Genomic DNA, 23443 nt, shown 5'->3' with positions numbered 1-23443 from the left:
ACCTCCCGGCAGTCATCTTTTACAGGGGATAAAATTTATAAATTGATGAAACTTATGAAACACTATCTATATCTGCCGGTCTTTTTATTAGCCGGCTTCTTCCTCGGCAGCTGTGCCGAGGATGCGGTCAACGGAGGTGAACCGCCTGTCCCGACAGACGATGCGGCTCTGTTGAAAGTCTCTTTCCGTAACGGGACGACTACCCGTGCTTTGGGTGATCCCTTTGGTGCGACTGACGAAGAAAAGACAATCACTAAATTGTCATTCTATGTCTATCCGGAGAAAGAGGCGGATCGTGCAATGGTTCCTTTCCAGCGTTATGTGTTCGATATGACAACGTTGCCGCTTGAAAAAGACAGTGTGACGATCAGCGAAAACGCCAAAGGAAGTTACAACTGCTCTTTTATCCTGCGTGAGGGCGGCGGTTTTGAATGCCGCGTGGTTGCCTTTGCCAATCTGCCGGACGATTTCGATGAGACGAACAATTTGAATACGTACGAAAAGTTGCAGGAAGCGGTATTACATGCTGCTGTTATGCCGGCAGTCCCTTCTGTCGATCCGAAAACGGATAACCGGTATGGCCTTGTGATGTACGCCGAAGAGACGAAGATGATCAAAAAATCGACGGAGACGGGGATGGCTTTTAGCATGCAACGCCTTCCCGCCCGTATCGACATCACGAACCGGGCGTATGATAAGGACAATCAGGAAAACGGTTTTGTGCTGACCTCGGCACGTATCGTCAATGCCCGGCCGGGCAGCTATCTGATCCCGGCTGCTACTGTGGCTCCGCTGATGACACGCAGCCTGGCGGAAGTGAACGACCTTACGAAGATCGTGGCATACAGCCAGGATGGCAAAGACGGTACTATAGCCGACGGAACAACGGACGTGAACGGTAATACGATTCAGACGGATGCCATGCTGGATGCCGGTGTGGTGGAGCAACGGCTCTGGCATGAACTTTATGTCTATGAGAATGATGATACAGATGCCGCCTCTGCCACTTCGGTCGAGATCAAAGGCAAGTTCCGCAATTCGCCGTTCAGCCGTGTAATCCCTTTTATCGACAAGGACAAACAGCCGGTCATCATCGAACGTAACCACCGATACCTGATCCGTATCAACCCGGCTCCGGACCTGTCGGATATCTCCTTCAATATCCAGGTGACGGACTGGAATGCCGTCGACACGGTGAACGTGAAACCGACGCAGAAGGTGGTGCCGGAACTGGGGAACTTCGCTACCGGCTTCGAACCGGATGCGGATAAAGGCGTCGCAGTCGATCCGGCAGGCGCCACCTTCACCTTCGACGCGGTGAACCCGTTCGACACGGATTATGCCCTGGCTCCCGAACCGGATGATGCGGAAGATGCAGCAGCCGACGAACATTATCTGGATTGGCTGTCCGTTTCATCATCCGCCCCTGTAGTAGTCACAAAAGCCTCGACCGGCTACAAGCGCACCTACACAGTCACCGTCGCCGAGCATACCGTCGAAGGTACCCGCCGCGCCCTGCTCCTGATCCGCAACAAAGCGAACGTCACCGCCCGCGACACGTTGCATATCAGCCAAACGAAAGATGCGGCTCCGGCTCCGTAGTGGCAATGATGCGGTAATAACAGAAACAACATAATAATTATGAATAAAACAGACTTAATAAAAACAATGGCATCTCGGGCCGGGTGTACGGAGGTCGCTGCGCGGCAGATGGTGGAGATACTGATGGAGGTGATGGAGGAGGGGCTGAGTGACGGGAACGATATTGTCCTGCAAGGCTTCGGCACTTTCCGTCCCTGGAAACAGAGTTTTCGTGCAGGCCGTAATCCCCGTACCGGAGAGAGTTGTCCGATCGCTCCACGTACCAGCGTCCGATTTAAGGTTGGTAAGAATTTGTTGAGAGCAATGAATAAACGTTAACACGGATCGCGTTCGTTCCGTTATTTATGGCGGGGACTTTTCACTATCAACAGGATAGCATGAAAAATCCCCGCTTTTGTTATGGAAAGAAATTTACTTATCCTATGTGCTTATTGAAAATAATTATCTACTTTTGTGCTCTAAAACATTAAAATAAACCGAACAAAGATGGCTGCAACAAAACGTATCAAGCGTGCATTGGTCTCTGTATACCATAAAGAGGGACTGGATGAAATATTAAAGAAACTTCATAGCGAAGGCGTAACCTTCGTGTCAACAGGTGGAACTCAGACATTTATCGAATCATTAAACATCCCTTGCGATGCAGTGGAAGACCTGACCGGTTATCCTTCTATCCTGGGAGGACGTGTTAAGACTCTTCACCCGAAAGTTTTTGGAGGTATCCTCAACCGCAGAGATAACGAAGGCGATAAAGCGCAGATTGCAGAATACGAAATTCCTGAAATCGACCTGGTGATTGTAGACCTCTATCCGTTTGAAGAAACAGTAGCTTCAGGCGCAGAAGAACAGGCAATTATCGAAAAGATAGATATAGGCGGTATCTCATTGATCCGTGCCGCTGCAAAGAACTTTAAAGATGTAGTGATCGTAGCATCCAAAGCACAGTATCAGCCGCTGATGCAGGTGCTGAATGAAAAGGGTGCAGAAACTTCCCTGGAAGACCGTAAATGGTTCGCCAAAGAAGCATTTGCTGTTTCATCCGGCTATGACTCTGCTATTTTCAATTATTTCGACGGAGGCGAGGGTTCGCATTTCCGTGCTGCCGTAGACCAGCCGATGCACCTGCGTTATGGTGAAAATCCTCACCAGGCTGCTAAATACTATGGCAAGTTCAACGATATGTTCGACCAGATCCACGGTAAAGAGATCTCCTACAACAACCTGTTGGATATCGATGCTGCCGTTAGCCTGATCGACGAGTTCGACGAACTGACATTCGCTATCCTGAAACACAATAATGCCTGTGGTATCGCATCCCGTCCGACTGTGCTTGAAGCATGGAAAGAGGCACTGGCCGGAGACCCGGTTTCTGCATTCGGCGGTATCCTGATTACCAACAGCGCAATCGATAAAGAAGTAGCCGAAGAGATCAACAAGATTTTCTTCGAAGTAATCATCGCCCCGGAATATACAAAAGACGCTTTGGAAGTGTTGATGCAGAAGAAAAACCGCATCATCCTGGTCCGCAAGGAAGCAAAGACGTGTCCGATGCAATTCCGTTCACTGTTAAATGGTGCATTGATGCAGGAAAAAGACCTGAGTATCCAGACTGCCGCAGATCTGGAACCGATGACTGACAAACAACCTTCCGCACAGGAAACAGAAGACCTGTTGTTCGCTAATAAACTGGTGAAACACAGTAAATCGAACGCTATCACTTTGGTAAAGAACAAACAACTTTGCGCAAGCGGTATCGGTCAGACATCTCGCGTGGATTCTTTGAAACAGGCCATTGAAAAGGCAAACGCTTTCGAATTCGATTTGAAAGGTGCCGTTATGGCTTCTGATGCATTTTTCCCTTTCCCTGACTGTGTTGAAATAGCTGATAAAGCAGGTATTACTGCTGTTATTCAGCCGGGTGGTTCTGTAAATGACAAGCTGTCTGTTGATTATTGCAACGAACATGGCTTGGCTATGGTTAAGACGGGAGTCCGTCATTTCAAACATTAATAATATGCCAATAAGACAATATGCCAATGTGCCAATTATAAGCACTTTTCATTGGCACATTAGCACATTGGCAAATTAACACATTATTTTTATGGGATTATTTTCTTTCACACAAGAAATAGCGATGGACCTGGGTACTGCGAATACCATCATCATCAGTGGTGGTAAGGTCGTAGTGGATCAGCCATCGGTAGTTGCCCTCGACCGGCGTACCGACAAAGTATTGGCGGTCGGAGAAAAGGCACGCCAGATGCACGGAAAGACGCACGAGAATATTCGTACGATCCGTCCGCTCCGCGATGGCGTGATTGCCGACTTCTTTGCTGCCGAGCAAATGATACGCGGCATGATTAAAATGATAAATCCGAAACACCGCTGGTTCTCACCTTCGCTGCGCATCGTGGTTTGTATTCCTTCGGGCAGTACTGAAGTGGAGATCCGTGCCGTACGCGACTCTGCCGAGCATGCCGGCGGACGCGACGTCTACATGATTTATGAACCTATGGCTGCTGCAATCGGTATCGGTATCGACGTAGAAGCACCCGAAGGCAATATGATCGTGGATATAGGCGGTGGTACGACCGAGATCGCTGTTATCTCGCTGGGCGGTATCGTTTCCAATAAATCGATCCGTATTGCAGGAGATGACCTGACGGCTGATATTATGGAATATATGCGTCGCCAGCACAATGTGAAGGTGGGTGAACGTACTGCCGAACTGATCAAGATCAATGTCGGTTCAGCGCTGACGTTCCTGGATAATCCTCCTGAAGATTATATCGTACATGGTCCGAACCAGATGACGGCTCTTCCGATGGAAGTTCCCGTTTCTTATCAGGAAATCGCACATTGCCTGGAGAAATCGATCTCCAAGATGGAAGCGGCTATCCTGAGTGCACTCGAGCAGACTCCTCCCGAACTGTATGCCGATATCGTACGTAACGGTATCTACCTGGCTGGTGGCGGTGCTTTGATGCGCGGGCTTGACAAACGTCTGACGGATAAGATCAACATCCCGTTCCATATTGCAGAAGATCCGTTGCATGCGGTTGCAATAGGTACAGGCGTTGCATTAAAGAATATAGATAAATTTAATTTCCTTATTCGATAAGGGAAATAATGTGCCAGTTAATCAATATGCCAATGTGCCAATAAAAGACGCATTCGTCGGTGTATTGATTAATTGGCATATTGGCACATTATCAAATTGGCACATTATTATTTATGCGTAAACTGCTGGACTTCCTGGTAAGAAAGAGGCATTGGTTCCTGTTCGTTTTGCTTGAGATTGTTTCGCTGATGCTGATTTATCGTAATAATGCATACCAGCGGAACATCATCTTCAGTTCGGCAAACGTATTGACAGGACATATTGCATCCGTTTCCGGTTATGTAACATCGTATTTGAACCTGCATGAGATCAACAAGGAATTGCTGGAAAGGAACGGGCAACTGGAGATGGAATTGCTGGAGTTGCAGGACCGTCTGGATATGATGGTGGCGGATACGGTTGCTTTTGCCGGGTTTGCTCCTGATTCGACCGAGCAGTTTGCATATAGTTTTATCCTAGCCGGAGTGGTGAATAACAGTGTCAGCCATCTTTCGAATTATATCACTGTAAACAAAGGAAGTAAAGACGGAATAGCACCTGATATGGGAGTTGTTTCCGAAAGAGGAGTTGTAGGAATTGTTTCGACGGTGAACGATCATTTCTCTGTGATCATACCTCTGCTTAATCCGAAATCGCAGTTGAGCTGTAAAGTGTTGGGAAGTACTTATTTCGGAGCTTTGATCTGGAAAGGGCGTGATATCCGTTTTGCCAACCTGGAAAAACTGCCGCGCCATGTGGAGTTCCAGAAGGGAGATACGATCGTGACAAGCGGGTATTCGAGCGTGTTCCCGGCAGGGCTGATTGTCGGTACGGTGGCAGATTTTGAAAAACAGCATGACGACAACTTTTTCTCACTGGAGGTGGAATTGGCTACGGACTTTCAGGCACTGAACAATGTCCGTATCATCAAGAATTATAATCAGGCAGAACAAAGAAGAGTAGAACAAGAGGCGAGAAGAAATGATTAATTTATTACGGGGATTGGTTTATTTCGTTGTACTGGTATTAATTCAGGTTTTGATCCTGAATAATATCCATTTCCTGCGGATTGCAACGCCGTTCCTGTATCTTTATTTTATTATAAAGATGCCGGTGGGTACGTCGCGCGACCTGGTCGTTCTTTTCTCTTTCCTTATCGGCCTGGTGATCGATATGTTTTCAAATACCCCCGGAATGCATGCGGCAGCCTGTACGCTGGCCGGATTTATCCGTGAACCGCTGATCCGCTTTTTTATGGGGAAGGACTTGCCCGAGGGGATTTATCCTTCCTATAAAACCTTTGGCTATGGTGGCTTCTTCCGGTATGTGCTTTCATTTGTGGTGATCCACCATGTCACTTTATTCCTGATCGAATCGTTGACGCTGTTCGATCCGTTATTCCTCGCCATCCGTATCGGAGCGAGTGTGGTAACGACTACATTATTAATTTGTACAATAGAAGCATTCAATATAGAGACACAAAAGAGTGGAGACTAATACGAAGTATACACTTGAGAACAGGCGTTATGTGATAATAGGCGCTGTGGTTCTGCTGGTTCTCGTCTTTATCATCCGTTTATTCTACCTCCAGGTGGTTGAGAACGATTATAAAGCATGGGCAGACAGCAATGCGTTCCTGAAAAAGACTTTGCCGCCTTCACGCGGAATGATTTATGACCGTAATGACAACCTGCTGGTTTATAACCAGCCGGCTTACGACGTGATGCTTATCATGCGCGAAATCCAGCCGTTCGATACGTTGGATTTCTGTAATATCCTGAGTATTACAAAAGAACAGTTTGAAAAACGGATCGCTGAAATAAAGAACCGGCGGTTGAATCCGGGATACTCGTCGTATGTCCCACAACTGTTTATGAACCATCTTTCGGCTCAGGAGTGCGGGGTATTGCAGGAAAAACTATATAAATTCCCTGGCTTTTATATCCAGAACCGTACGATCCGCCAATATGAATATCCTTATGCGGCACATATACTGGGTAATATCGGTGAGGTGAACCGGAAGGATATAGAAAAAGACGATTATTATGTACAAGGCGATAATTCTGGGCGCGCGGGTGTTGAACGTTCCTATGAAAAGGAACTGCGCGGGGAGAAGGGCGTGGAGATTCTCTTGCGGGATGTGCATGGTCGTATCAAAGGGAAATATGATGACGGGAACAGCGATATAGCTCCTGTTTCCGGTAAGAACCTAAAACTTGCAATCGATATTAATTTGCAGGCTTATGGAGAAAAGTTGATGAAGAATAAGGTTGGGAGTATCGTGATGATCGAGCCGGAGACGGGCGAAGTTCTTTGTATGGTTTCTTCTCCTAATTATGATCCGAGTTTACTGGTCGGGCGCCAACGTGGGAAAAACCATAAGATGCTGGAAGAAGATCCTCAGACTCCGCTTATCGACCGTTCCATAACCGGTTATTACCCTCCCGGCTCTACATTTAAACCGACACAGGGGTTGATTTTTTTACAGGAAGGGGTGATAACGCCCGAAACCATGTATACTTGTGCACATGGATATACTTTCTCATCTAAAAGAAAGCCCGCTTGTCACGGGCATATGTCTCCTTTGAGCCTGGTTCCGGCTTTGGCAACTTCCTGTAACTCTTATTTTTGCTGGGGACTGCATGATATGCTGGATAGCCGCCGTCGTTACCCGACTATACAGAAAGGTTTTGAGGTCTGGAAGAATCATCTGGTTTCTATGGGATACGGTTATAAGTTGGGAATCGATTTGCCTGGGGAACGGAGAGGTTTTATTCCGAACAGTGAATTTTATGATAATTATTATCATCGCTGGACTTCAACAACGGTGATATCTATTGCGATCGGGCAGGGAGAAGTAACCGCAACACCGTTGCAGATCTGTAACCTGGCGGCAACGATCGCCAACCGGGGCTATTTTATTACTCCTCATGTCGTAAAAGAAATACAGGATACCCCTTTGGATTCGCTTTATACAGAAAAACGTTATCCGACGGTGGATTCAAAATATTATGAAATAGTGGCAGAAGGTATGCGTAATGCAGTACTGGGAGGGACTTGTTGGGCTGCGGCGATACCGGGTATTGAAGTATGCGGAAAAACCGGTACGGCCGAAAATCCTCATGGAAAGGATCATTCCGCTTTTATCGGTTTCGCTCCTTATAAAAATCCGAAAGTCGCTATCTGCGTATATGTCCAGAATGGCGGTTTCGGGGCAGCGTTCGGAGTGCCTATCGGAAAGTTGATGATGGAATTGTATCTGAAAGGTGAGATTGCACCTGAGGATAAAGCGTTGGAAGAAAAAATGGTGAATTCGGTTGTTACCGAAGATCATGTTTATTTATTTACGGGAAATAGTGGGGTATAGAAAGACTGAAATATGGAAAACGATTGACTGGTTTACCATCATCTTTTATTTGTTGATGATAGTGGCCGGTTGGTTTACGATTTGTGGTGCCAGCTTTGAGTTTGACAGCATGAGTTTATTTGATATAAATGGGCGTCCGGGGTCGCAGCTGATGTGGGTGGGCGTTTCGATGGTGGTTATTTTTGTCATACTGATGTTGGAAAGCGATTTCTTTGATGTCTTTGCTTACCTGATCTATGCGGGAATTATCGTTCTGCTGATAGCGACCATCTTTTTTGCTCCCAATATAAAGGGGTCCCATTCTTGGTTGCAGCTGGGTTCTTTTCGTATACAACCTGCTGAATTTGCGAAGTTCGCTACAGCTCTGGCTGTGGCCAAGTTTATGAATTCCTATGGATTTCAGCTGACTACTGTCAAGAACTTCTCTATAACGCTTCTGTTGATTTTCCTGCCGATGATCTGTATTATTCTGCAAAAGGAGACTGGCTCGGCTTTGGTTTATTTTGCTTTTTTCCTGATGTTGTACAGGGAGGGGATGTCCGGATATATTTTGCTGGCCGGTGTTTGTGCGGTGGCGTTTTTTGTAACTACGATGAAATTTTCGGATGTAGTAGTAGGTGCGACGGATATGGGAGAGTTGATTGTTTCCTCCATGATACTGGTTATCTCCTTTTTTCTTGTGGCGACAGTTCGCAGGGACAGGATGGCATTGCAGGTTATGCTTGGAGGAACGGCTATCGTGTATTTGGCTGCTTATATTACGTCCTTGTTTGTTCCCGTAAACTTTGCCTGGGTTTCGATGGGGTTGGTCGGACTGGCTGTCGTTTACCTGGTATATCTTTCTATGCGTAACTGGGTCTGGCATTATGCACTGATCGCCGCCTTTGCTTTGGGATCAATGGCCTTCATGTATTCGGTGGATTATGTGTTCGATGAGATACTGGAACCCCATCAGCAGATCCGTATCAAAGTTTCGTTGGGATTGGAAGATGATCCGAGCGGTGCCGGTTACAACGTGAACCAGTCGAAGATCGCTATCGGGTCGGGCGGACTGACCGGGAAAGGTTTCCTGAACGGGACGCAAACAAAGCTGAAATATGTGCCGGAACAGGAGACGGACTTTATTTTCTGTACCGTAGGAGAGGAGCACGGTTTTGTCGGGTCCTCTGTGGTGCTGATCTTGTTCGGGATATTTATCATCCGGCTGGTCATTCTTTCCGAGCGGCAGAATACAACTTTTGCCCGGGTGTATGGCTATAGCGTAGCCTCCATCTTTTTCTTTCACCTGGCGATAAATGTGGGAATGGTTACCGGAATAACGCCCGTAATCGGCATTCCCTTGCCTTTCTTCAGCTATGGAGGCTCTTCTTTGCTGGGATTTACAATCTTGTTGTTTATCTTCCTGCGCCTGGATGCTTCCCGGAGAGAGCGATGATCAATTAGTCTTTTCTACCCGGAACCCGATTTCCTGGATTCCTCTCAATGTACTGTCGCGCATTCCCTGGCGGAAACTGAATGTGTACATCCCCGGGTGTTCGAATTTATAGTTGGTCCGTATCGGAAAGCTGGACTGGAACAGGGATATGCCATGCCCGTGCCATTTTCCGAACTCGTCAGCCAGCACACATTCTATCGTATCCCGTTTCAAAGGACCGATCGGCTGCTCTTCATTGCAGAAAAGCCAGAGGTTCTGGTAAGGATACATATTATTATTACGAACCTCGAATGTCAGGTTGTAGGGAACGGAAATGTCGTCTACGTGAAAAGAGAAATAATATTCCTTATCCTTCCCCCACGTTGTATTATCAATGGCCTGGTACTGGTCGTACAAGGCCTGTTGATCGCAGGAGAAGCATAAGGATATGAAGAGAACGACAATGAATCCTTTAAGCTTCGGGCTTATTTTCCGGTTTGTTGCCCGGTTTAGCTTGCTGCTGAGGTTTGTCATTATTCGCTTGCTTGTCATTATTGCCTTTAGGTTTTTGTCTGTTTCTGTTATTCCGGTTATTGTTGTTACGGTTGTTGTTACCGTTATTTCCGTTATTATTAGCGTTACCACCTTTGTTACCGTTGTTGTTGCCGGAAGGCCTGTTGTTGTTGTCGTTGCCCGGCTGTCTGTCGTTATTGCCCGGCTGCTGCCTGTCGTTGTTGTCGTTGCCCGGCTGTCTGTCGTTATTGCCCGGCTGCTGCCTGTCGTTGTTGACGGGTCTGTTACCGGCCTGTTTGTTGTTTGCCGACCTGTTGTTGCCGCCTTCGCCACCGGCAGAAGCGTTCGCATTGTTTCCGCCACCATTGCCGTTATTGCCTCCGTTGTTTCCACCGTTGACATTGTTTCCTGCCGGACGTTTTTTCTTCTTTTTCTTGACCGAGTCGAAACGGGTAACGCTGTCCTGGCCGAGAATGTCCTGAGCATCGCGTTTGGGCGGCTGAGGTTTGGTGTCGGCTTCCAGTGTGACCGGTTTGCTTCCTTTCTTATTCATATTGATCACGTCGAATGCACGTTCGGCTGTTATCGTTATCAGGTTCGCAGCAAATGACTTGTCGGTAGAATAAGTTATCTCGCGTTTGAAGATGTCTGTCTTGAAATGGTAGTAGTTGTTATCTTTCGTTTCAAGTACAATCTCCCTTGAGGGCAGGCGTTTCTGAGCTTCCACATAGGCGTCCACTTCGTAATTGATACAACATTTCAGTTTTGCACATTGTCCGGCGAGTTTCTGAGGGTTCATGGAAATATCCTGGTAACGGGCGGCACCGGTAGCCACTGAAACGAAGCTGGTCATCCAGCTGGAGCAGCAAAGTTCGCGTCCGCAAGGTCCGATTCCTCCGATACGTCCGGCTTCCTGGCGGGCTCCGATCTGCTTCATCTCGATACGTACGCGGAATGCTTCGGCCAGGACTTTGATCAGCTGGCGGAAGTCGACACGTTCGTCTGCGATGTAGTAGAAAATAGCCTTGTTGCCATCCCCTTGGTATTCTACGTCACCGATCTTCATGTTCAGTCCCAGGTCTGCTGCGATCTGGCGTGAACGGATCATGGTTGCATGCTCTTTCGCTTTCGCCTCTTCGTATTTCTCGATGTCGGTGGGCTTTGCCTTGCGGTACACTTTTTTAGGTTCGTATCCTTCTCCGGTACGTATATTGTTCTTTTTCATTTGAAGAAGAACAAGTTTTCCGGTGAGGGTTACCGTTCCTATATCATGTCCGGGACTGGCTTCGACGGCGACCATATCTCCTTTTTCGAGAGGTATTTTGGAGCTGTTCAGGAAATAACCTTTCCGGGTATTTTTGAATTGTACTTCTACATAATCGGTTGCATTTTCCGCATCAGGTACGTCGCAGAGCCAATCGTAGGTATTCAGTTTTGTATTTTGTATTTTGCTGCATCCCTTTTTCCCCATGCAGCAGCTTCCTTTATTTAGTTTGAAATCCATTTTCCGGTAATATATATGTTTTATAATGTGTATTGTACGTATGATACGTACAATTACGCAAAAATAGTCAAATATTCTCAGAGAATGAGCAAGGGATAGTGAAAAAACAAGAACAGGAAAAAAGTGAAAGGCCCCCAAGCCTGTATTTCTACCGTTTGGGAGCCTTTTATTATAAATATAGTAACAGTTTAGTCTACTAAGCCGTGACTTTTAAATACTTTGTGAATAGCTTCAAGCGCATAATCCAACTGCTCTTTCGTATGAGTTGCCATCAGGGAGAAACGGATCAGCGTATCTTCCGGAGCGACAGCCGGTGAAACTACCGGGTTTACGAAGATGCCTGCTTCGAACAGTTCCTTAACGATCAGGAATGTCAGATCGTTGTCGCGGATGAACAAAGGAATGATCGGAGTAGCCGTATGTCCGATTTCGCAACCCATGTTGCGGAAGCCGTCCAAGGCATAGTGAGTCAGTTTCCACAGATGCTCGATACGTTCCGGTTCGCTCAGCATAATATCGAGTGCCGCACCAGCTGCTGCGGTAGCTGCCGGAGTGTTACTTGCACTGAAAATGTAAGAGCGTGAATTGTGACGGAGGTAGTTGATGGTGTCTTTGTCTGAAGCGATAAATCCACCGATAGAAGCCAATGATTTACTGAAAGTACCCATGATCAAGTCAACGTCGTCGGTAACACCGAAATGGTTACAGGTTCCGCGTCCGTGATCTCCGAGAACTCCCAAACCGTGTGCTTCGTCAACCATGATGCTGGCATTGTATTTCTTTGCCAAAGCAACGATTTCCGGAAGTTTGGCTATGTCTCCTTCCATACTGAATACACCGTCGATAACGATCAGTTTCACTTTGTCGGGTTCGCATTTCTGGAGTTGTTTCTCCAGCGAATCCATATCGTTATGCTTGTATTTAAGTTTGGTTGAGAAAGACAAGCGATGGCCTTCGATAATGGAGGCATGGTCCAGTTCGTCCCATAAGATATAATCTTCACGCCCTGTCAGGCAGGATACTACTCCCAGATTCACCTGGAAACCTGTTGAATACACGATTGCGTCTTCTTTTCCAACGAACTCGGCCAGACGCTTCTCCAATTGGACATGGATGTCAAGCGTACCATTCAGGAAACGTGAACCGGCACATCCCGTACCGTACTTTTTGATCGCTTCAATTGCTGCCTCTTTTACTTTAGGGTGATTAGTCAATCCTAAATAAGCATTTGAGCCAAACATCAGGACTTTTTTACCGCTGATCATCACTTCAGTATCCTGATCGCTTTCGATCATTCTGAAGTAAGGATAGATCCCTGCTGCCATAGCTTTTTGAGGAGCATCGTACTTTGCTAGTTTCTCTTGTAAAAGTTTCATATTATTATTGAAGAGAATGATTTTCTCGCTTATTAAAATTCCATTATAGAATTAAGGGTTTGTCGTGTACATATTCACCTATGTTTCGGCAAATCCAGCCGCAAAAGTAGTAAAAAAATAACTTATAGTAGCCTTAATGCTTTAAAAGTTTTATAAAAGCATTATTTTTGTCGCTTCAATCTTTATAAACAGTTAGGATGGACGGGAAAAAAATAAAGGTACAGGCTATAATAAATCCTATTTCCGGGGTGGGATCGAAGAGAAAGATCCCTAAGATGATCGAGCGGATGTGTGAGAAAGGAGGATGTCCGTTGGAAATTTCTTTTACGGAATATCCGGGACATGCCAGCGAGTTGACCCGGAAAGCGATCGATGAGGGGGCTAATTGCATTATAGCAGTTGGTGGTGACGGTACGGTGAATGAAATAGCCCGTGCTATGGTTCATTCGGATGCCGTTTTGGGGATTGTCCCGAAAGGGTCCGGCAACGGACTGGCCCGAGAGCTTCATATACCGATGGATGCTAAACGGGCGTTGGACCTGATCATAAAGGGGCATGTTTCAACAATCGACTGCTGCAAAGCTAACGACCGTGTTTTCTTTTGCACCTGCGGGGTGGGGTTCGATGCGGCAGTAAGCCAGAAGTTTGCCGAGGAAAAAAGGCGCGGTTCTCTTACCTATATAAAAAATACGGTGGCAGAGTATCTGAGTTATAAACCGGAGCCGTATGAACTGTTGGTGGACAACCAAACGATCAAGGAAAAAGCCTTCCTGGTGGCATGTGCCAATGCTTCCCAGTACGGGAATAACGCTTTTATAGCTCCGCATGCCAATATACAGGACGGACGGATGGACCTGACCATTCTGTCTCCTTTTACGCCGCTGGACATAGCGCCGCTGGCAATCCAGTTATTTACGAAGCAGATAGACCGGAACAGTAAGATCAAAACGATGAAGGCGCAGCAGGTTACGATCATTCGCCAGAATCCGGGTGTCATGCATCTGGACGGTGAGCCGGTTATGGCCGACAGCCGGATCGATATTTCGATCATGCCGCAATCATTGCATGTGGTTACGCCGGAAGTCGTTTCCTTTACCGAGGAAGTCCATAATTTGTTCGGTGAAGTAACCCGCTTCTTCGATAAGAAATTACCTTACATTTTCAGGTAAAAATCTTTGGTCAGAGCAATATACTCCGGGGTATACTGATGCCGGGCTTCCTCGATGGTCAGTGTATTCCGGTTTTTTGTGTCTGTACTTGCAGGAGACAATTCGACCAGTAACCGTTTGGGGTGTGCTCCCGAAACGGGGATCACGTCCGTTTGCCTGCAAATATGCAGGAAATTCTTTTGAGCGGTTTCCTTAACCTCCTCCAGTTGCTCGTAAGGCAATACCAATGCTATACGCCCGGCCGAAGACAGTAATGCCCGCGCGTTTTCGACCAGTTCGGATAGAGGCAGGCTGTCCGTATGGCGTGCAACCGAACGTTTATTATCCGGACATTTCAGTGAATTGATAAAGTAAGGCGGATTGGAAACGATCAGGTCATATTTTTTCAGTGTCGTTGAGCGGGCGAAATCCGCACAGGAAGCAGGGATGACCTTTATTCTGCCGGCAAAAGGTGAAGCTGCTACATTTTCTTCCGCCTGGATGCAGGCATCCTTGTCAATGTCGATCGCATCGATGTCCGCACAGCTCCGTTGGGCGAGCATCAAAGCGATGATGCCGGTCCCGGTTCCTATATCTAATATGTTTTTGCATGAGGCCGTATCCGCCCATGCTCCCAGCAATACAGCGTCTGTTCCGACCTTCATCGCGCATTTGTCATGCCGGATGGTGAACTTTTTGAATTGAAAATAAGGATTTGCCATACATATTTTTATAATGTAAGGTGCAAAAGTAGCTAGAATTGCCTGAAAAGCTGTAACTTTGGCACGTTTATTGTATCAATCTACACAATTGATAGGGAAGAAATATGATGAAAGAAAGAATGAAGAGGTTTGCCGATGAGTCGTATGACGATTTGGATGATAATATTGGGATTGTAATGCCCATCCTGACAGAGTGTGATGTGGATGAGGATTTTACAGAAGGTATAGATAAAGTAGGAAAAGTCGTTCCTATTCTTCCATTGAGGAATATGGTTCTTTTTCCGGGTGTTGCCATGCCGGTCATTGTCGGCCGGCCTAAGTCTATGCGTCTGATAAAAGAAGCAGTCCAGAAGAAAACACTGATAGGCGTTGTCTGCCAGAAAGAGATGAATACGGAGGATCCGGGTTTTGATGACCTGTATACTACCGGTGTGATCGCTGATATTGTGCGTGTGCTGGAAATGCCGGACGGTACGACAACGGTGATTCTGCAAGGTAAGAAGCGTTTTTCCTTGGATGCCCTGGAAGAAACGGAACCCTATCTGAAAGGAAAGATATCCCTGCTGGAAGATAAGATGCCGGATAAGACCGACCGTGAGTTTGAAGCGCTTATCTCAACGATCAAGGATCTGACAATTAAAATGCTGGGTTCGTTGAGCGAACCGCCCCGCGATCTGATATTTTCCATAAAGAATAATAAGAATGTTCTTTATCTGGTCAATTTCTCCTGTAGCAATATCCCCAGCGGAGCAGAAGAGAAACAGGAACTGCTGCTGATCGGTGCCATGAAGGACCGCGCATACCGCTTGCTGTTTATCCTGAACCGTGAATATCAGCTGGTAGAATTGAAAGCCTCTATCCAGATGAAGACACATGAGGATATCAATCAGCAACAAAGGGAATATTTTCTGCAACAGCAGATCAAGACTATTCAGGAAGAGCTGGGTGGAAATATAAATGAACTTGAAATACGGGAGTTACGGGATAGGGCCTTTAAGAAGAAATGGCCGGCTTCTGTTGCTGAGATATTTGAGAAAGAAGTTCGTAAGCTGGAGCGTCTGCATCCGCAATCGCCCGATTTCTCTATCCAGACTCAATATGTGCAGACTATTATTAACCTGCCCTGGAATGAATACAGCAAAGATAACTTCAATCTGACACATGCCCAGAAAGTGCTTGACCGCGACCATTACGGGTTGGAAAAGGTGAAGGAACGTATCATTGAACATTTGGCTGTATTGAAGCTGAAAGGTGATATGAAGTCGCCTATCATCTGCCTGTACGGACCTCCGGGAGTGGGTAAAACTTCATTGGGTAAATCTATTGCTGAGGCGCTGCACCGCAAGTATGTGCGTATCTCGTTAGGCGGATTACATGATGAAGCGGAGATTCGTGGCCATCGCCGGACGTATATCGGTGCAATGAGCGGCCGTATTATCCAGAATATCCAGAAGGCCGGAAGTTCAAACCCTGTATTTATCCTGGATGAGATAGATAAAGTAACGAATGACTTCAAAGGTGATCCGGCTTCCGCACTGTTGGAAGTACTGGATCCGGAACAGAACTCGACTTTCCACGACAACTATCTGGATATCGACTATGACCTGAGCAAAGTTATGTTTATCGCTACGGCGAACAATCTGAATACGATCTCACAGCCTTTGCTGGACCGTATGGAACTGATCGAAGTGAGCGGATATATTCTGGAAGAAAAAGTGGAGATTGCCGCCCGTCATCTGGTGCCGAAGCAACTGGAGGCACATGGCCTCAGCAAAGGCAAGGTGAAACTTCCCAAAAAGACATTGCAGATAATTATCGAATCATATACCCGTGAAAGCGGTGTGCGTGAGCTGGACAAGAAGATTGCCAAGATCATGCGTAAGCTGGCGCGTAAAGTCGCTTCCGACGAAGCGATCCCGGCACAGATCAAACCGGAGGATCTTCATGAGTATCTGGGAGCGGTTGAATACAGCCGTGATAAATATCAGGGAAATGATTATGCCGGTGTTGTTACCGGGTTGGCGTGGACGGCGGTAGGCGGAGAGATTCTTTTCGTTGAGTCCAGCCTGAGCCGTGGCAAAGGTTCGAAGTTAACTTTGACAGGAAATCTGGGAGATGTGATGAAGGAATCTGCCATGTTGGCACTCGAGTATATTCATGCGCATGCCTCTTTGTTCGGTATCAATGAAGAGTTGTTTGAAAACTGGAATGTACATATCCATGTCCCCGAAGGAGCTATACCGAAAGACGGGCCCAGCGCCGGTGTGACTATGGTCACTTCGCTTGTCTCTGCTTTCACCCAGCGTAAGGTGAGAAAGAATCTGGCGATGACCGGCGAAATAACATTGCGCGGAAAAGTGCTTCCGGTAGGAGGTATCAAGGAAAAGATTCTGGCAGCCAAACGGGCAGGTATCAAGGAATTGATCCTGTGTAAGGAAAACCAGAAAGATATAGAAGAGATCAAAGCGGATTATGTGAAAGGATTGACTTTCCATTATGTGGAAGATATCCGTCAGGTGATCGACCTGGCTTTGCTGAAAGAGAAAGTAGACAATCCGTTGTTCTGATATAAAGGATAAAAAAACCGGTGCATCCAATAAGGGTGCACCGGTTTTTTTATGACTGATTGTTTCTTATTCAGCTTTTGCTTCTGCGTTTGTTTCTTCTTTTGCTTCGGCTTCTTCAGTGGCAGGTTCTTCTTCCGGAGTGAAATCTGTAATTTCGGCTCCGATCAGGATGTTATACCATGTCAATAATTTTTTGATATCGCTGGGATATACTCTTTCGCGGTCAAAATCAGGTAAAACTTCAGCAAAATAAGTACGCAATTCTTTTGTGTCGGAAGGTACTATGACTTTGGCTCCGTTTTCTTTATTTTTTACGATGGTAAGTACTTCGTGCAAAGGAACTTCTGTCTCGGTTGTATAGATAGCAATATCACCCAGCGAGATTACTTTATCTTTTGCGTACGCAGGTACTCTTTTCTTATCTGTCAGCGATTCGACAATCAGCATGTTCTTTCCGTGGGAAACCAATTTAAATAATCCCGGTTTTCCCGAAATAGACAAAATAGTCTTCAACATAATACTTCGTTTTCTAATAGTGTTAAACTTTAAAGCTGCAAATGTAGTATAACTATACGATTTTACCGAAGTTTGGGAGACTTATTTTACAAATCTGTTTCATAAAGACGCCAGAAATTTCTCAACCTGGGGAAGTAATGCCTGCTTATCGTCGTTGTAGATAACATAATCGGACCGGTCTCTTTTTACCTCGTCCGGCAACTGGTTGTTGATGCGGCGTACGATTTCTTCCCGCGGGGTATTGTCTCTCGCTACCGCCCGTTCGATACGGAGTTGCATGGGCGCATATACCATCAGGCTCTTGTCTACCACTTCGTTGAAACCCGATTCGAAGAGTATAGCCGATTCGATGGCACATATATCGGATGCCTGACTTTTTGTCCATGCTGAAAAATGACGGTTCACTTCGGGGTGTATGATCGCATTTACCTGCCGGAGATATTCCGGATTACCGAATATATGTGATGCGAGCAGTTTCTTGTTCAATCCTTTTTCTGTGTAAAGGTCTTCTCCCAATAATGCGGTGAGTTTTTCTTTAATGACAGGAGACGTGTCGGTCAGCAGTTTACTTTCCGTATCGGCGACATAGACCGGTACTCCGTATAAATTCAATAACGAAGCGACAACCGATTTGCCGCTTCCGATCCCGCCGGTTATTCCTATTTTAATCATGCAGATTGTTCTGTTCCAGGATAAATTCAATTTTGTCCGGGACAAGCGTAGTCGAACTAACCCAATCCGGTTTCTTTGTCAGCTGGATAGGTAAGGTGCCGGAGACGTTTTGTTCCAGATCTTTGAAAGAAAACTTTATTTCAAATGCATCTTCCGACAAGTCCTTGAAACGGGATAACGGAACGCTGCATGTTACCTTTGCTATGGAAGGAAAAGTACGTAATGTATAATGCGGAGGAAGGCCTGTACAGATGACAGGTATCTCCAATGTCTTTTCTGTAAACTCTTCAATAGGGATCGTTATGGTAACGCTTGTCGGATCATACGTCGCTTCACTGATCTTTTGCAGTTGTACGGTCCGTGTAATCGTTTTCGTCCCTTTCTTTATTTCGGTGAAGACGGTTTTTGCCTGGTTCAGTGTATCCAGTACGATGTCGCTGGCATATACACTGACTGTCGATGGCGAGATCAGGATATTACCCGACACATGGAAGCCGGGATTTGTCTGGATAGTTCCGTCGAATACGACCGGGATATCTTTCTTTATCCGTTTACTGTATGCCGCTTCAATAGACTGGGGCTCGAAACCGACCAGCGAGGTCGTGGCAAGCAACTGTTTCTGTATGTCGCTTTGGATCGTTTTTTTGGTAATAGATAATGATCCGCTTTTCTCAGCCTGATTTTTCATATTCGTTTCGATCGGGGCAAACGATCTCCCGAAGGAATAGTTCAGCAGAACGCTTCCCTTATCCTTTACCTTGGCAATGATCTCCTGAGGGGGAGTTTCGGTAAAAGAGATATCCGGTGGAATATTCTTGTATCTGACCGGGATGCTGATTTCTATTTCATATTCCTGCTGAAGGCTTTGCAATAACCAGAAACCTAATGACAGTAGTACGAAAAAGAAAAAGATTAATGCTTCCTTCCATCTCTGACGACGCAGAAAAGCATTAATCTTCATCCGGGCAGACTTGAATGATTGATTAATATCAAGCTGCGGCATATTTTGTTATTTCTTATTTTTGCTGTGCGTCTTCTGAAGAAGCAAAGATAGAAGTTTTATCTACACGGATGCGTACTCCGTCTGAAATTTCTATCAGCATATAAGTATCGCCGATCTCTTTGATCTTCCCGTAGATACCTCCGGCTGTGATCACTTTGTCACCCGTTTTCAATGCTTCACGAGATTTCTGTATCTCTTTCTGCTTTTTCTGTTGCGGACGGATCATGAAGAAATAGAAGATCGCAACGATAACCACCATCATAAGGATGCCCGACCACTGTGACTGGCCTCCGGCAGCCTGAAGTAAAATACTAACTAAGCTCATAACTAACTATATTCATTTATAAATTTGTACCTATTGACTAGCTACAAATGTAAGTATAATAATTAATCTTTAAGCAATACCTTTTCTTTTTTTAACTCGGATACAATAGAATCCAGGATTCCATTGATGAACACGCCGCTTTTGGGTGTGCTGTAATATTTAGCCGTGTCGATGTATTCGTTGAAAGTGACATTGATGGGAATAGAAGGGAATGTCATGATTTCAGCCAGTGCAACCTGCATGATGATCAGGTCCATATTGGCGATACGTTCTGTTTCCCAGTTCTTCATATGTTTGTTGATACGCTCCCGATATTCGGCACCTTTCAGTAATGACTGACGGAACAGTTTGATAGCGAAAGACTGGTCTTCCAGATCCTTGAACATAGGAAGCAATTTCTGTTTGCCTTTGTTTTTTTCTTCGAACTGTTTGATTGTCTTCAGCGTGAATGTTTCAACGATTTCGATGTCGTCGTTCCAATAAATGCTTTTGTCCTCCAGGTACTCTTCGATCATTTCGTTACCACAGATTAACTTTTTGAATACGGCACGCCAGAATTCTTTGTCAGTCTCGTAAGAGTCGTTCTCATTATCCAGATACTCGTTGTACAGGTCGGAAGCCAGGATCAGATCCAGCACATTCTTGATGAACTCTTCATCGTTTACCCACGATAATCCCTGTTCCGCCACATATTTCTGGAGCGCTTCGTTTTCGGCAACCTGGGCGGTGAAACGATTGTTAACCAGACGGGTGTTGGGGTTCAACTCGGCGTGGGTCGGCATGTACTTGCTTTTTTTGGCGTCAAGTGTCCGTTGCTGTAAGTTGGTGACTTCGATAATTAGAAGGAGGAAGTAGTGATATAAGTCGTACGACTTCCGTAAGCTGAAAAGCAATTCATTTTCCGCTACTTTGAGGTCATTGTTTCCGTTTTGATAGAATGAATAAACTATCTGTAAAACTTTAATGCGGATTAAAATTCTGTTGATCATCGTTTGAAGGAACTACTTTATTATAAATTAGGTTGCAAAGGTAGTCATTCTTTTGATAAAAGGGCCCCGGTTTATTTAATTTTATAGGTGTTAGGCGTTATTTTACACTTTCAAACGTAAAATGAGATATTTTGATGCGTTAAAATAGTTGTTGTTTAAAAAAAAATGCACATATTTGAAGCAAGTTATGAATATTGGGTGGGTGTTTAACAAATGTTGGCTATATGGATGAGTCGGTGAAGAAAATACAGGTTGAAGGTGGCGATAAAGAGATTCTGTACTCTAAGGCCATAAAAGCAGGTAAGAGGATCTATTATCTGGACGTAAAGAAGAACTTGAAGGACGATTTGTTCCTGGCGGTGACCGAAAGTAAAAAGGTGCAGCCTAAAAACGGAACGCAGATCTCTTTTGAGAAGCATAAGATTTTCCTTTATAAGGAAGATTTTGACAAGTTTATGGAGGGTATGAATGATGTGATCAATTACATCAAGCAGCGTAACTCTGAAGATCTACAAGCACAAGCCCCGGATGCTGGGATAAAGACAGACGATGGTTCAGACGAGATAAAGCTGGACATCGATTTTTAAAAGGGGGGAAAATAATAACGAGCTGTTTTTCTTTATAAAGAAGAAACAGCTCGTTATCTTTTTATAGGTATCCTGTTGTAAAGGTTGCCTATTTTTACTGCGGTTTATGCAACCGGATGAATTGCTTCAGTAGGACATGCGTCAGCGCAAGTACCACAATCAGTACACATTTCAGGGTCGATATGATAGATATCACCTTCTGAGATAGCTCCTACCGGACACTCGTCAATACAAGTACCGCAAGCAATACAATCTTCACTAATTAAATAAGCCATTTTCTTAAACGTTTAAATTGATAACTATTAGTTGGTGCAAAAATAGAGTTTTATTTGTATTTCTGCAATAAGTTCTAATCTTTTTCGTTATAATTCAAAATTGATTGAGAGTTGAGACGTCTATTATTTCTATTATTGATATGCAGCCTTGCCGTCCCGGGTGTGATGGCGCAGAAAGAGAAGGTGAAGAATCAGCCGTATGCCGATTTGAAATGGTTTCATCTGGGATTCCATGTCGGATTGCATGCGCAGGATTTGTTGTTGACAAATACAGGTGTTACGACTGACGGTGAAACATGGTTTGCCGAAATCCCGACTTATTCGCCCGGTTTTAGTGTCGGTGTGATCGGTGATATGTATCTGAATCCTTATTTTAACCTGCGTTTCATACCTACAGTCCATTTCGGGGATAAGAAGTTTGTCTTCCGGGAACAGGCTACGGGTGAGGAGTTCACTACTTCCGTCCGTTCCACTATTCTGAGTTTTCCTTTGAGCGTGAAATTTTCGGCCCTCCGCCTGAATAACTACCGTCCTTATCTGATCGGTGGCGTATACGGAGCGATGGACCTTGGACGTAAGAAAGGGATGCCCGTTTTATTGAAGGCGGCAGACTTCGGTCTGGAGTTCGGTATAGGATGTGATATTTATCTGCCGTTCTTTAAACTCTGTCCGGAGTTGAAGTTCAGTTTCGGGCTGGTCGACCTGTTACAGAAAGATCGTAGCGACCTGACCGATAAGGACCTGATCAAATATCCGAATGCATTGTCGAAAGCTACCTCCCGTATGGTTTCGCTGACGTTTAATTTCGAATAAACAGTTCTATATAAATGTAGGCGGCAGGAGCTGCCAGCATCAGGCTGTCGAACCGGTCAAGCATTCCGCCATGGCCGGGCAGCACGTTGCCGGAATCTTTTACTCCCAACGTACGTTTCAGCAACGATTCGATCAGATCGCCCCAGGTTCCGAATAAGACAACGGTAGCCGACAATCCCAGCCAGTTATACCAGCTTACTTCCGGTGCATACCATGCCAGAGCCTGCGAAGCGCCCAGGACTACGGCTAAACCTCCGAAGAAACCTTCCCACGATTTTTTAGGCGAGATACGTTCAAACAGCTTTCTTTTTCCGATCATGGAACCGACCAGATAAGCGCCGGTATCGTTCAGCCAGATGAAAATGAAGATCGCCATAACGAATAACGGGGAATAAACTACTTTACCCGGGGTGTCAGGTATGGCTGCGATAAAGTTCAGCATCGAAAATGTCCCGGCACAATACACCTGTGCGAAAAGAGTGAATGCCCAGTTGTTGATCGGGTTCGGTGCTTTATAATATAACTCGGCAACTAATGTATATATAAGGAATAGGAGATAAGGCAGGAAAACGACGCCGTCTGTCAGTTGATTTGTGTAAGCGAAGGTGGCGGCAAATAAATAAACGCCTCCCAGCGAAGAGACAGCCCGTTTTATGGAAGCATCCTCATAATGCTTTACCAAACCATAAAACTCCCATAATGTCAATCCGGTGATCAGACTGAAAAGAACAAGAAAAGAGATCGGGTGGTAGCAAATTGCTCCAACCAGCACTGCAACGAAGATTATACCGGTAAGTGCCCGTTTTATCAGATTTTTCAAAACCGTATGTTGTTTTGTTCGTTTGTTGATTTATTTTTCGTGCAAAGATAAAGAATAAATCTAAATATAAACAGAGAGACCGGACAGTATCTTTACGAAAGAACTGTCCGGTCTCTTTTTATTTATCCCA

The 23443-nt window shown here is 45.5% G+C and carries 23 protein-coding genes; 12 read left to right on the top strand and 11 right to left on the bottom strand.

Going from position 1 to position 23443, the window contains the following annotated elements; translation table 11 throughout:
* The first annotated feature begins 54 nt into the window (after positions 1-54).
* The 8 genes from NBH14_RS16550 to rodA all read left to right on the top strand — a co-directional run bounded on the left by NBH14_RS16550 (position 55) and on the right by rodA (position 9504).
* The gene (locus tag NBH14_RS16550; protein WP_186959957.1) at positions 55-1602 is read left to right on the top strand and encodes a hypothetical protein; all 1548 of its coding nucleotides are present in this window, start codon (positions 55-57) and stop codon (positions 1600-1602) included.
* A 39-nt stretch (positions 1603-1641) separates the two neighbouring features.
* Entirely contained in the window at positions 1642-1920 is a 279-nt protein-coding gene (locus NBH14_RS16545) for an HU family DNA-binding protein (RefSeq protein ID WP_186959958.1), read from the top strand.
* Positions 1921-2088: 168 nt separating this feature from the next.
* Entirely contained in the window at positions 2089-3612 is a 1524-nt protein-coding gene (gene purH, locus NBH14_RS16540) for a bifunctional phosphoribosylaminoimidazolecarboxamide formyltransferase/IMP cyclohydrolase (protein ID WP_186959959.1), read from the top strand.
* Between the two features lie 91 nt (positions 3613-3703).
* Entirely contained in the window at positions 3704-4723 is a 1020-nt protein-coding gene (locus NBH14_RS16535) for a rod shape-determining protein (RefSeq protein ID WP_007659018.1), read from the top strand.
* Between the two features lie 113 nt (positions 4724-4836).
* Positions 4837-5691 carry a rod shape-determining protein MreC gene (mreC, locus tag NBH14_RS16530; RefSeq protein WP_122327343.1) on the top strand — a complete coding sequence of 285 codons (855 nt, stop codon included), beginning with the start codon at positions 4837-4839 and terminating at the stop codon, positions 5689-5691.
* The gene (gene mreD / locus NBH14_RS16525) at positions 5684-6199 is read left to right on the top strand and encodes a rod shape-determining protein MreD (protein ID WP_122327342.1); all 516 of its coding nucleotides are present in this window, start codon (positions 5684-5686) and stop codon (positions 6197-6199) included. Before mreC ends, mreD begins: the two co-directional genes overlap by 8 nt.
* Positions 6189-8069: a penicillin-binding protein 2 gene (gene mrdA / locus NBH14_RS16520; protein WP_186959960.1), complete on the top strand. Its 1881-nt coding sequence runs from the start codon at positions 6189-6191 to the stop codon at positions 8067-8069. Before mreD ends, mrdA begins: the two co-directional genes overlap by 11 nt.
* Positions 8059-9504, top strand: a complete 1446-nt coding sequence (gene rodA, locus NBH14_RS16515) for a rod shape-determining protein RodA (protein ID WP_128135016.1) — start codon at positions 8059-8061, stop codon at positions 9502-9504. The genes mrdA and rodA overlap by 11 nt, the downstream gene beginning before the upstream one ends.
* On the opposite strand, the gene gldH is transcribed toward rodA, so the two are convergent.
* The 3 genes from gldH to spt form a co-directional block, all read right to left on the bottom strand.
* The gene (gene gldH, locus NBH14_RS16510) at positions 9505-10017 is read right to left on the bottom strand and encodes a gliding motility lipoprotein GldH (protein ID WP_186959962.1); all 513 of its coding nucleotides are present in this window, start codon (positions 10015-10017) and stop codon (positions 9505-9507) included.
* A complete protein-coding gene (locus tag NBH14_RS16505; RefSeq protein WP_186959963.1) occupies positions 9956-11500 on the bottom strand; it encodes a PSP1 domain-containing protein in 1545 nt (514 codons plus the stop codon). Before NBH14_RS16505 ends, gldH begins: the two co-directional genes overlap by 62 nt.
* Positions 11501-11688: 188 nt before the next feature.
* Positions 11689-12876 carry a serine palmitoyltransferase gene (gene spt / locus NBH14_RS16500; RefSeq protein WP_186959964.1) on the bottom strand — a complete coding sequence of 396 codons (1188 nt, stop codon included), beginning with the start codon at positions 12874-12876 and terminating at the stop codon, positions 11689-11691.
* Between the two features lie 197 nt (positions 12877-13073).
* Between spt and NBH14_RS16495 the strand changes: the two genes are divergently transcribed.
* Entirely contained in the window at positions 13074-14045 is a 972-nt protein-coding gene (locus tag NBH14_RS16495; RefSeq protein WP_128135008.1) for a diacylglycerol/lipid kinase family protein, read from the top strand.
* On the opposite strand, the gene NBH14_RS16490 is transcribed toward NBH14_RS16495, so the two are convergent.
* Entirely contained in the window at positions 14030-14746 is a 717-nt protein-coding gene (locus NBH14_RS16490) for a tRNA1(Val) (adenine(37)-N6)-methyltransferase (protein WP_186959965.1), read from the bottom strand. The genes NBH14_RS16495 and NBH14_RS16490 overlap by 16 nt on opposite strands.
* A gap of 104 nt (positions 14747-14850) precedes the next feature.
* On the opposite strand from NBH14_RS16490, the gene lon reads away from it, so the two are divergent.
* Complete coding sequence (lon, locus tag NBH14_RS16485; protein ID WP_128135010.1) at positions 14851-17313, top strand: endopeptidase La; 2463 nt, start codon at positions 14851-14853, stop codon at positions 17311-17313.
* Positions 17314-17379: 66 nt separating this feature from the next.
* Here the strand turns inward: lon and NBH14_RS16480 are convergent, their stop codons facing one another.
* The 5 genes from NBH14_RS16480 to nusB all read right to left on the bottom strand — a co-directional run bounded on the left by NBH14_RS16480 (position 17380) and on the right by nusB (position 20818).
* Positions 17380-17829, bottom strand: coding sequence for a DUF5606 family protein (locus NBH14_RS16480; RefSeq protein ID WP_186959966.1), 450 nt, complete (start codon positions 17827-17829; stop codon positions 17380-17382).
* A 99-nt stretch (positions 17830-17928) separates the two neighbouring features.
* Positions 17929-18501 (bottom strand): dephospho-CoA kinase, encoded by a 573-nt coding sequence (coaE, locus tag NBH14_RS16475; RefSeq protein ID WP_186959967.1) that lies wholly within the window; start codon positions 18499-18501, stop codon positions 17929-17931.
* The gene (locus tag NBH14_RS16470; RefSeq protein WP_186959968.1) at positions 18494-19504 is read right to left on the bottom strand and encodes a CdaR family protein; all 1011 of its coding nucleotides are present in this window, start codon (positions 19502-19504) and stop codon (positions 18494-18496) included. Before NBH14_RS16470 ends, coaE begins: the two co-directional genes overlap by 8 nt.
* Before the next feature lie 13 nt (positions 19505-19517).
* Complete coding sequence (yajC, locus tag NBH14_RS16465; protein WP_007658999.1) at positions 19518-19829, bottom strand: preprotein translocase subunit YajC; 312 nt, start codon at positions 19827-19829, stop codon at positions 19518-19520.
* Positions 19830-19891: 62 nt separating this feature from the next.
* Positions 19892-20818, bottom strand: a complete 927-nt coding sequence (nusB, locus tag NBH14_RS16460) for a transcription antitermination factor NusB (RefSeq protein WP_186959969.1) — start codon at positions 20816-20818, stop codon at positions 19892-19894.
* Positions 20819-21042: 224 nt separating this feature from the next.
* Here nusB and NBH14_RS16455 point away from each other — a divergent pair, with 224 nt between their 5' ends.
* A complete protein-coding gene (locus tag NBH14_RS16455; RefSeq protein WP_128135014.1) occupies positions 21043-21405 on the top strand; it encodes a DUF3276 family protein in 363 nt (120 codons plus the stop codon).
* 104 nt (positions 21406-21509) lie between these two features.
* On the opposite strand, the gene fdxA is transcribed toward NBH14_RS16455, so the two are convergent.
* Positions 21510-21680, bottom strand: a complete 171-nt coding sequence (fdxA, locus tag NBH14_RS16450; protein ID WP_007658993.1) for a 4Fe-4S ferredoxin — start codon at positions 21678-21680, stop codon at positions 21510-21512.
* A gap of 111 nt (positions 21681-21791) precedes the next feature.
* On the opposite strand from fdxA, the gene porT reads away from it, so the two are divergent.
* Positions 21792-22493: a type IX secretion/gliding motility protein PorT/SprT gene (gene porT, locus NBH14_RS16445; protein WP_007658991.1), complete on the top strand. Its 702-nt coding sequence runs from the start codon at positions 21792-21794 to the stop codon at positions 22491-22493.
* Here the strand turns inward: porT and NBH14_RS16440 are convergent.
* Entirely contained in the window at positions 22480-23313 is an 834-nt protein-coding gene (locus NBH14_RS16440) for a phosphatidate cytidylyltransferase (protein ID WP_010802420.1), read from the bottom strand. The two genes, porT and NBH14_RS16440, sit on opposite strands and share 14 nt — an antisense overlap.
* Between the last annotated feature and the right edge of the window lie 130 nt (positions 23314-23443).

It is taken from the genome of Parabacteroides caecihominis, assembly GCF_023656785.1.
GTDB lineage: Bacteria > Bacteroidota > Bacteroidia > Bacteroidales > Tannerellaceae > Parabacteroides > Parabacteroides segnis.
The sequence above is the reverse complement of the archived record's forward strand: the minus strand, read 5'-3'. Positions and strand labels throughout refer to the sequence as shown.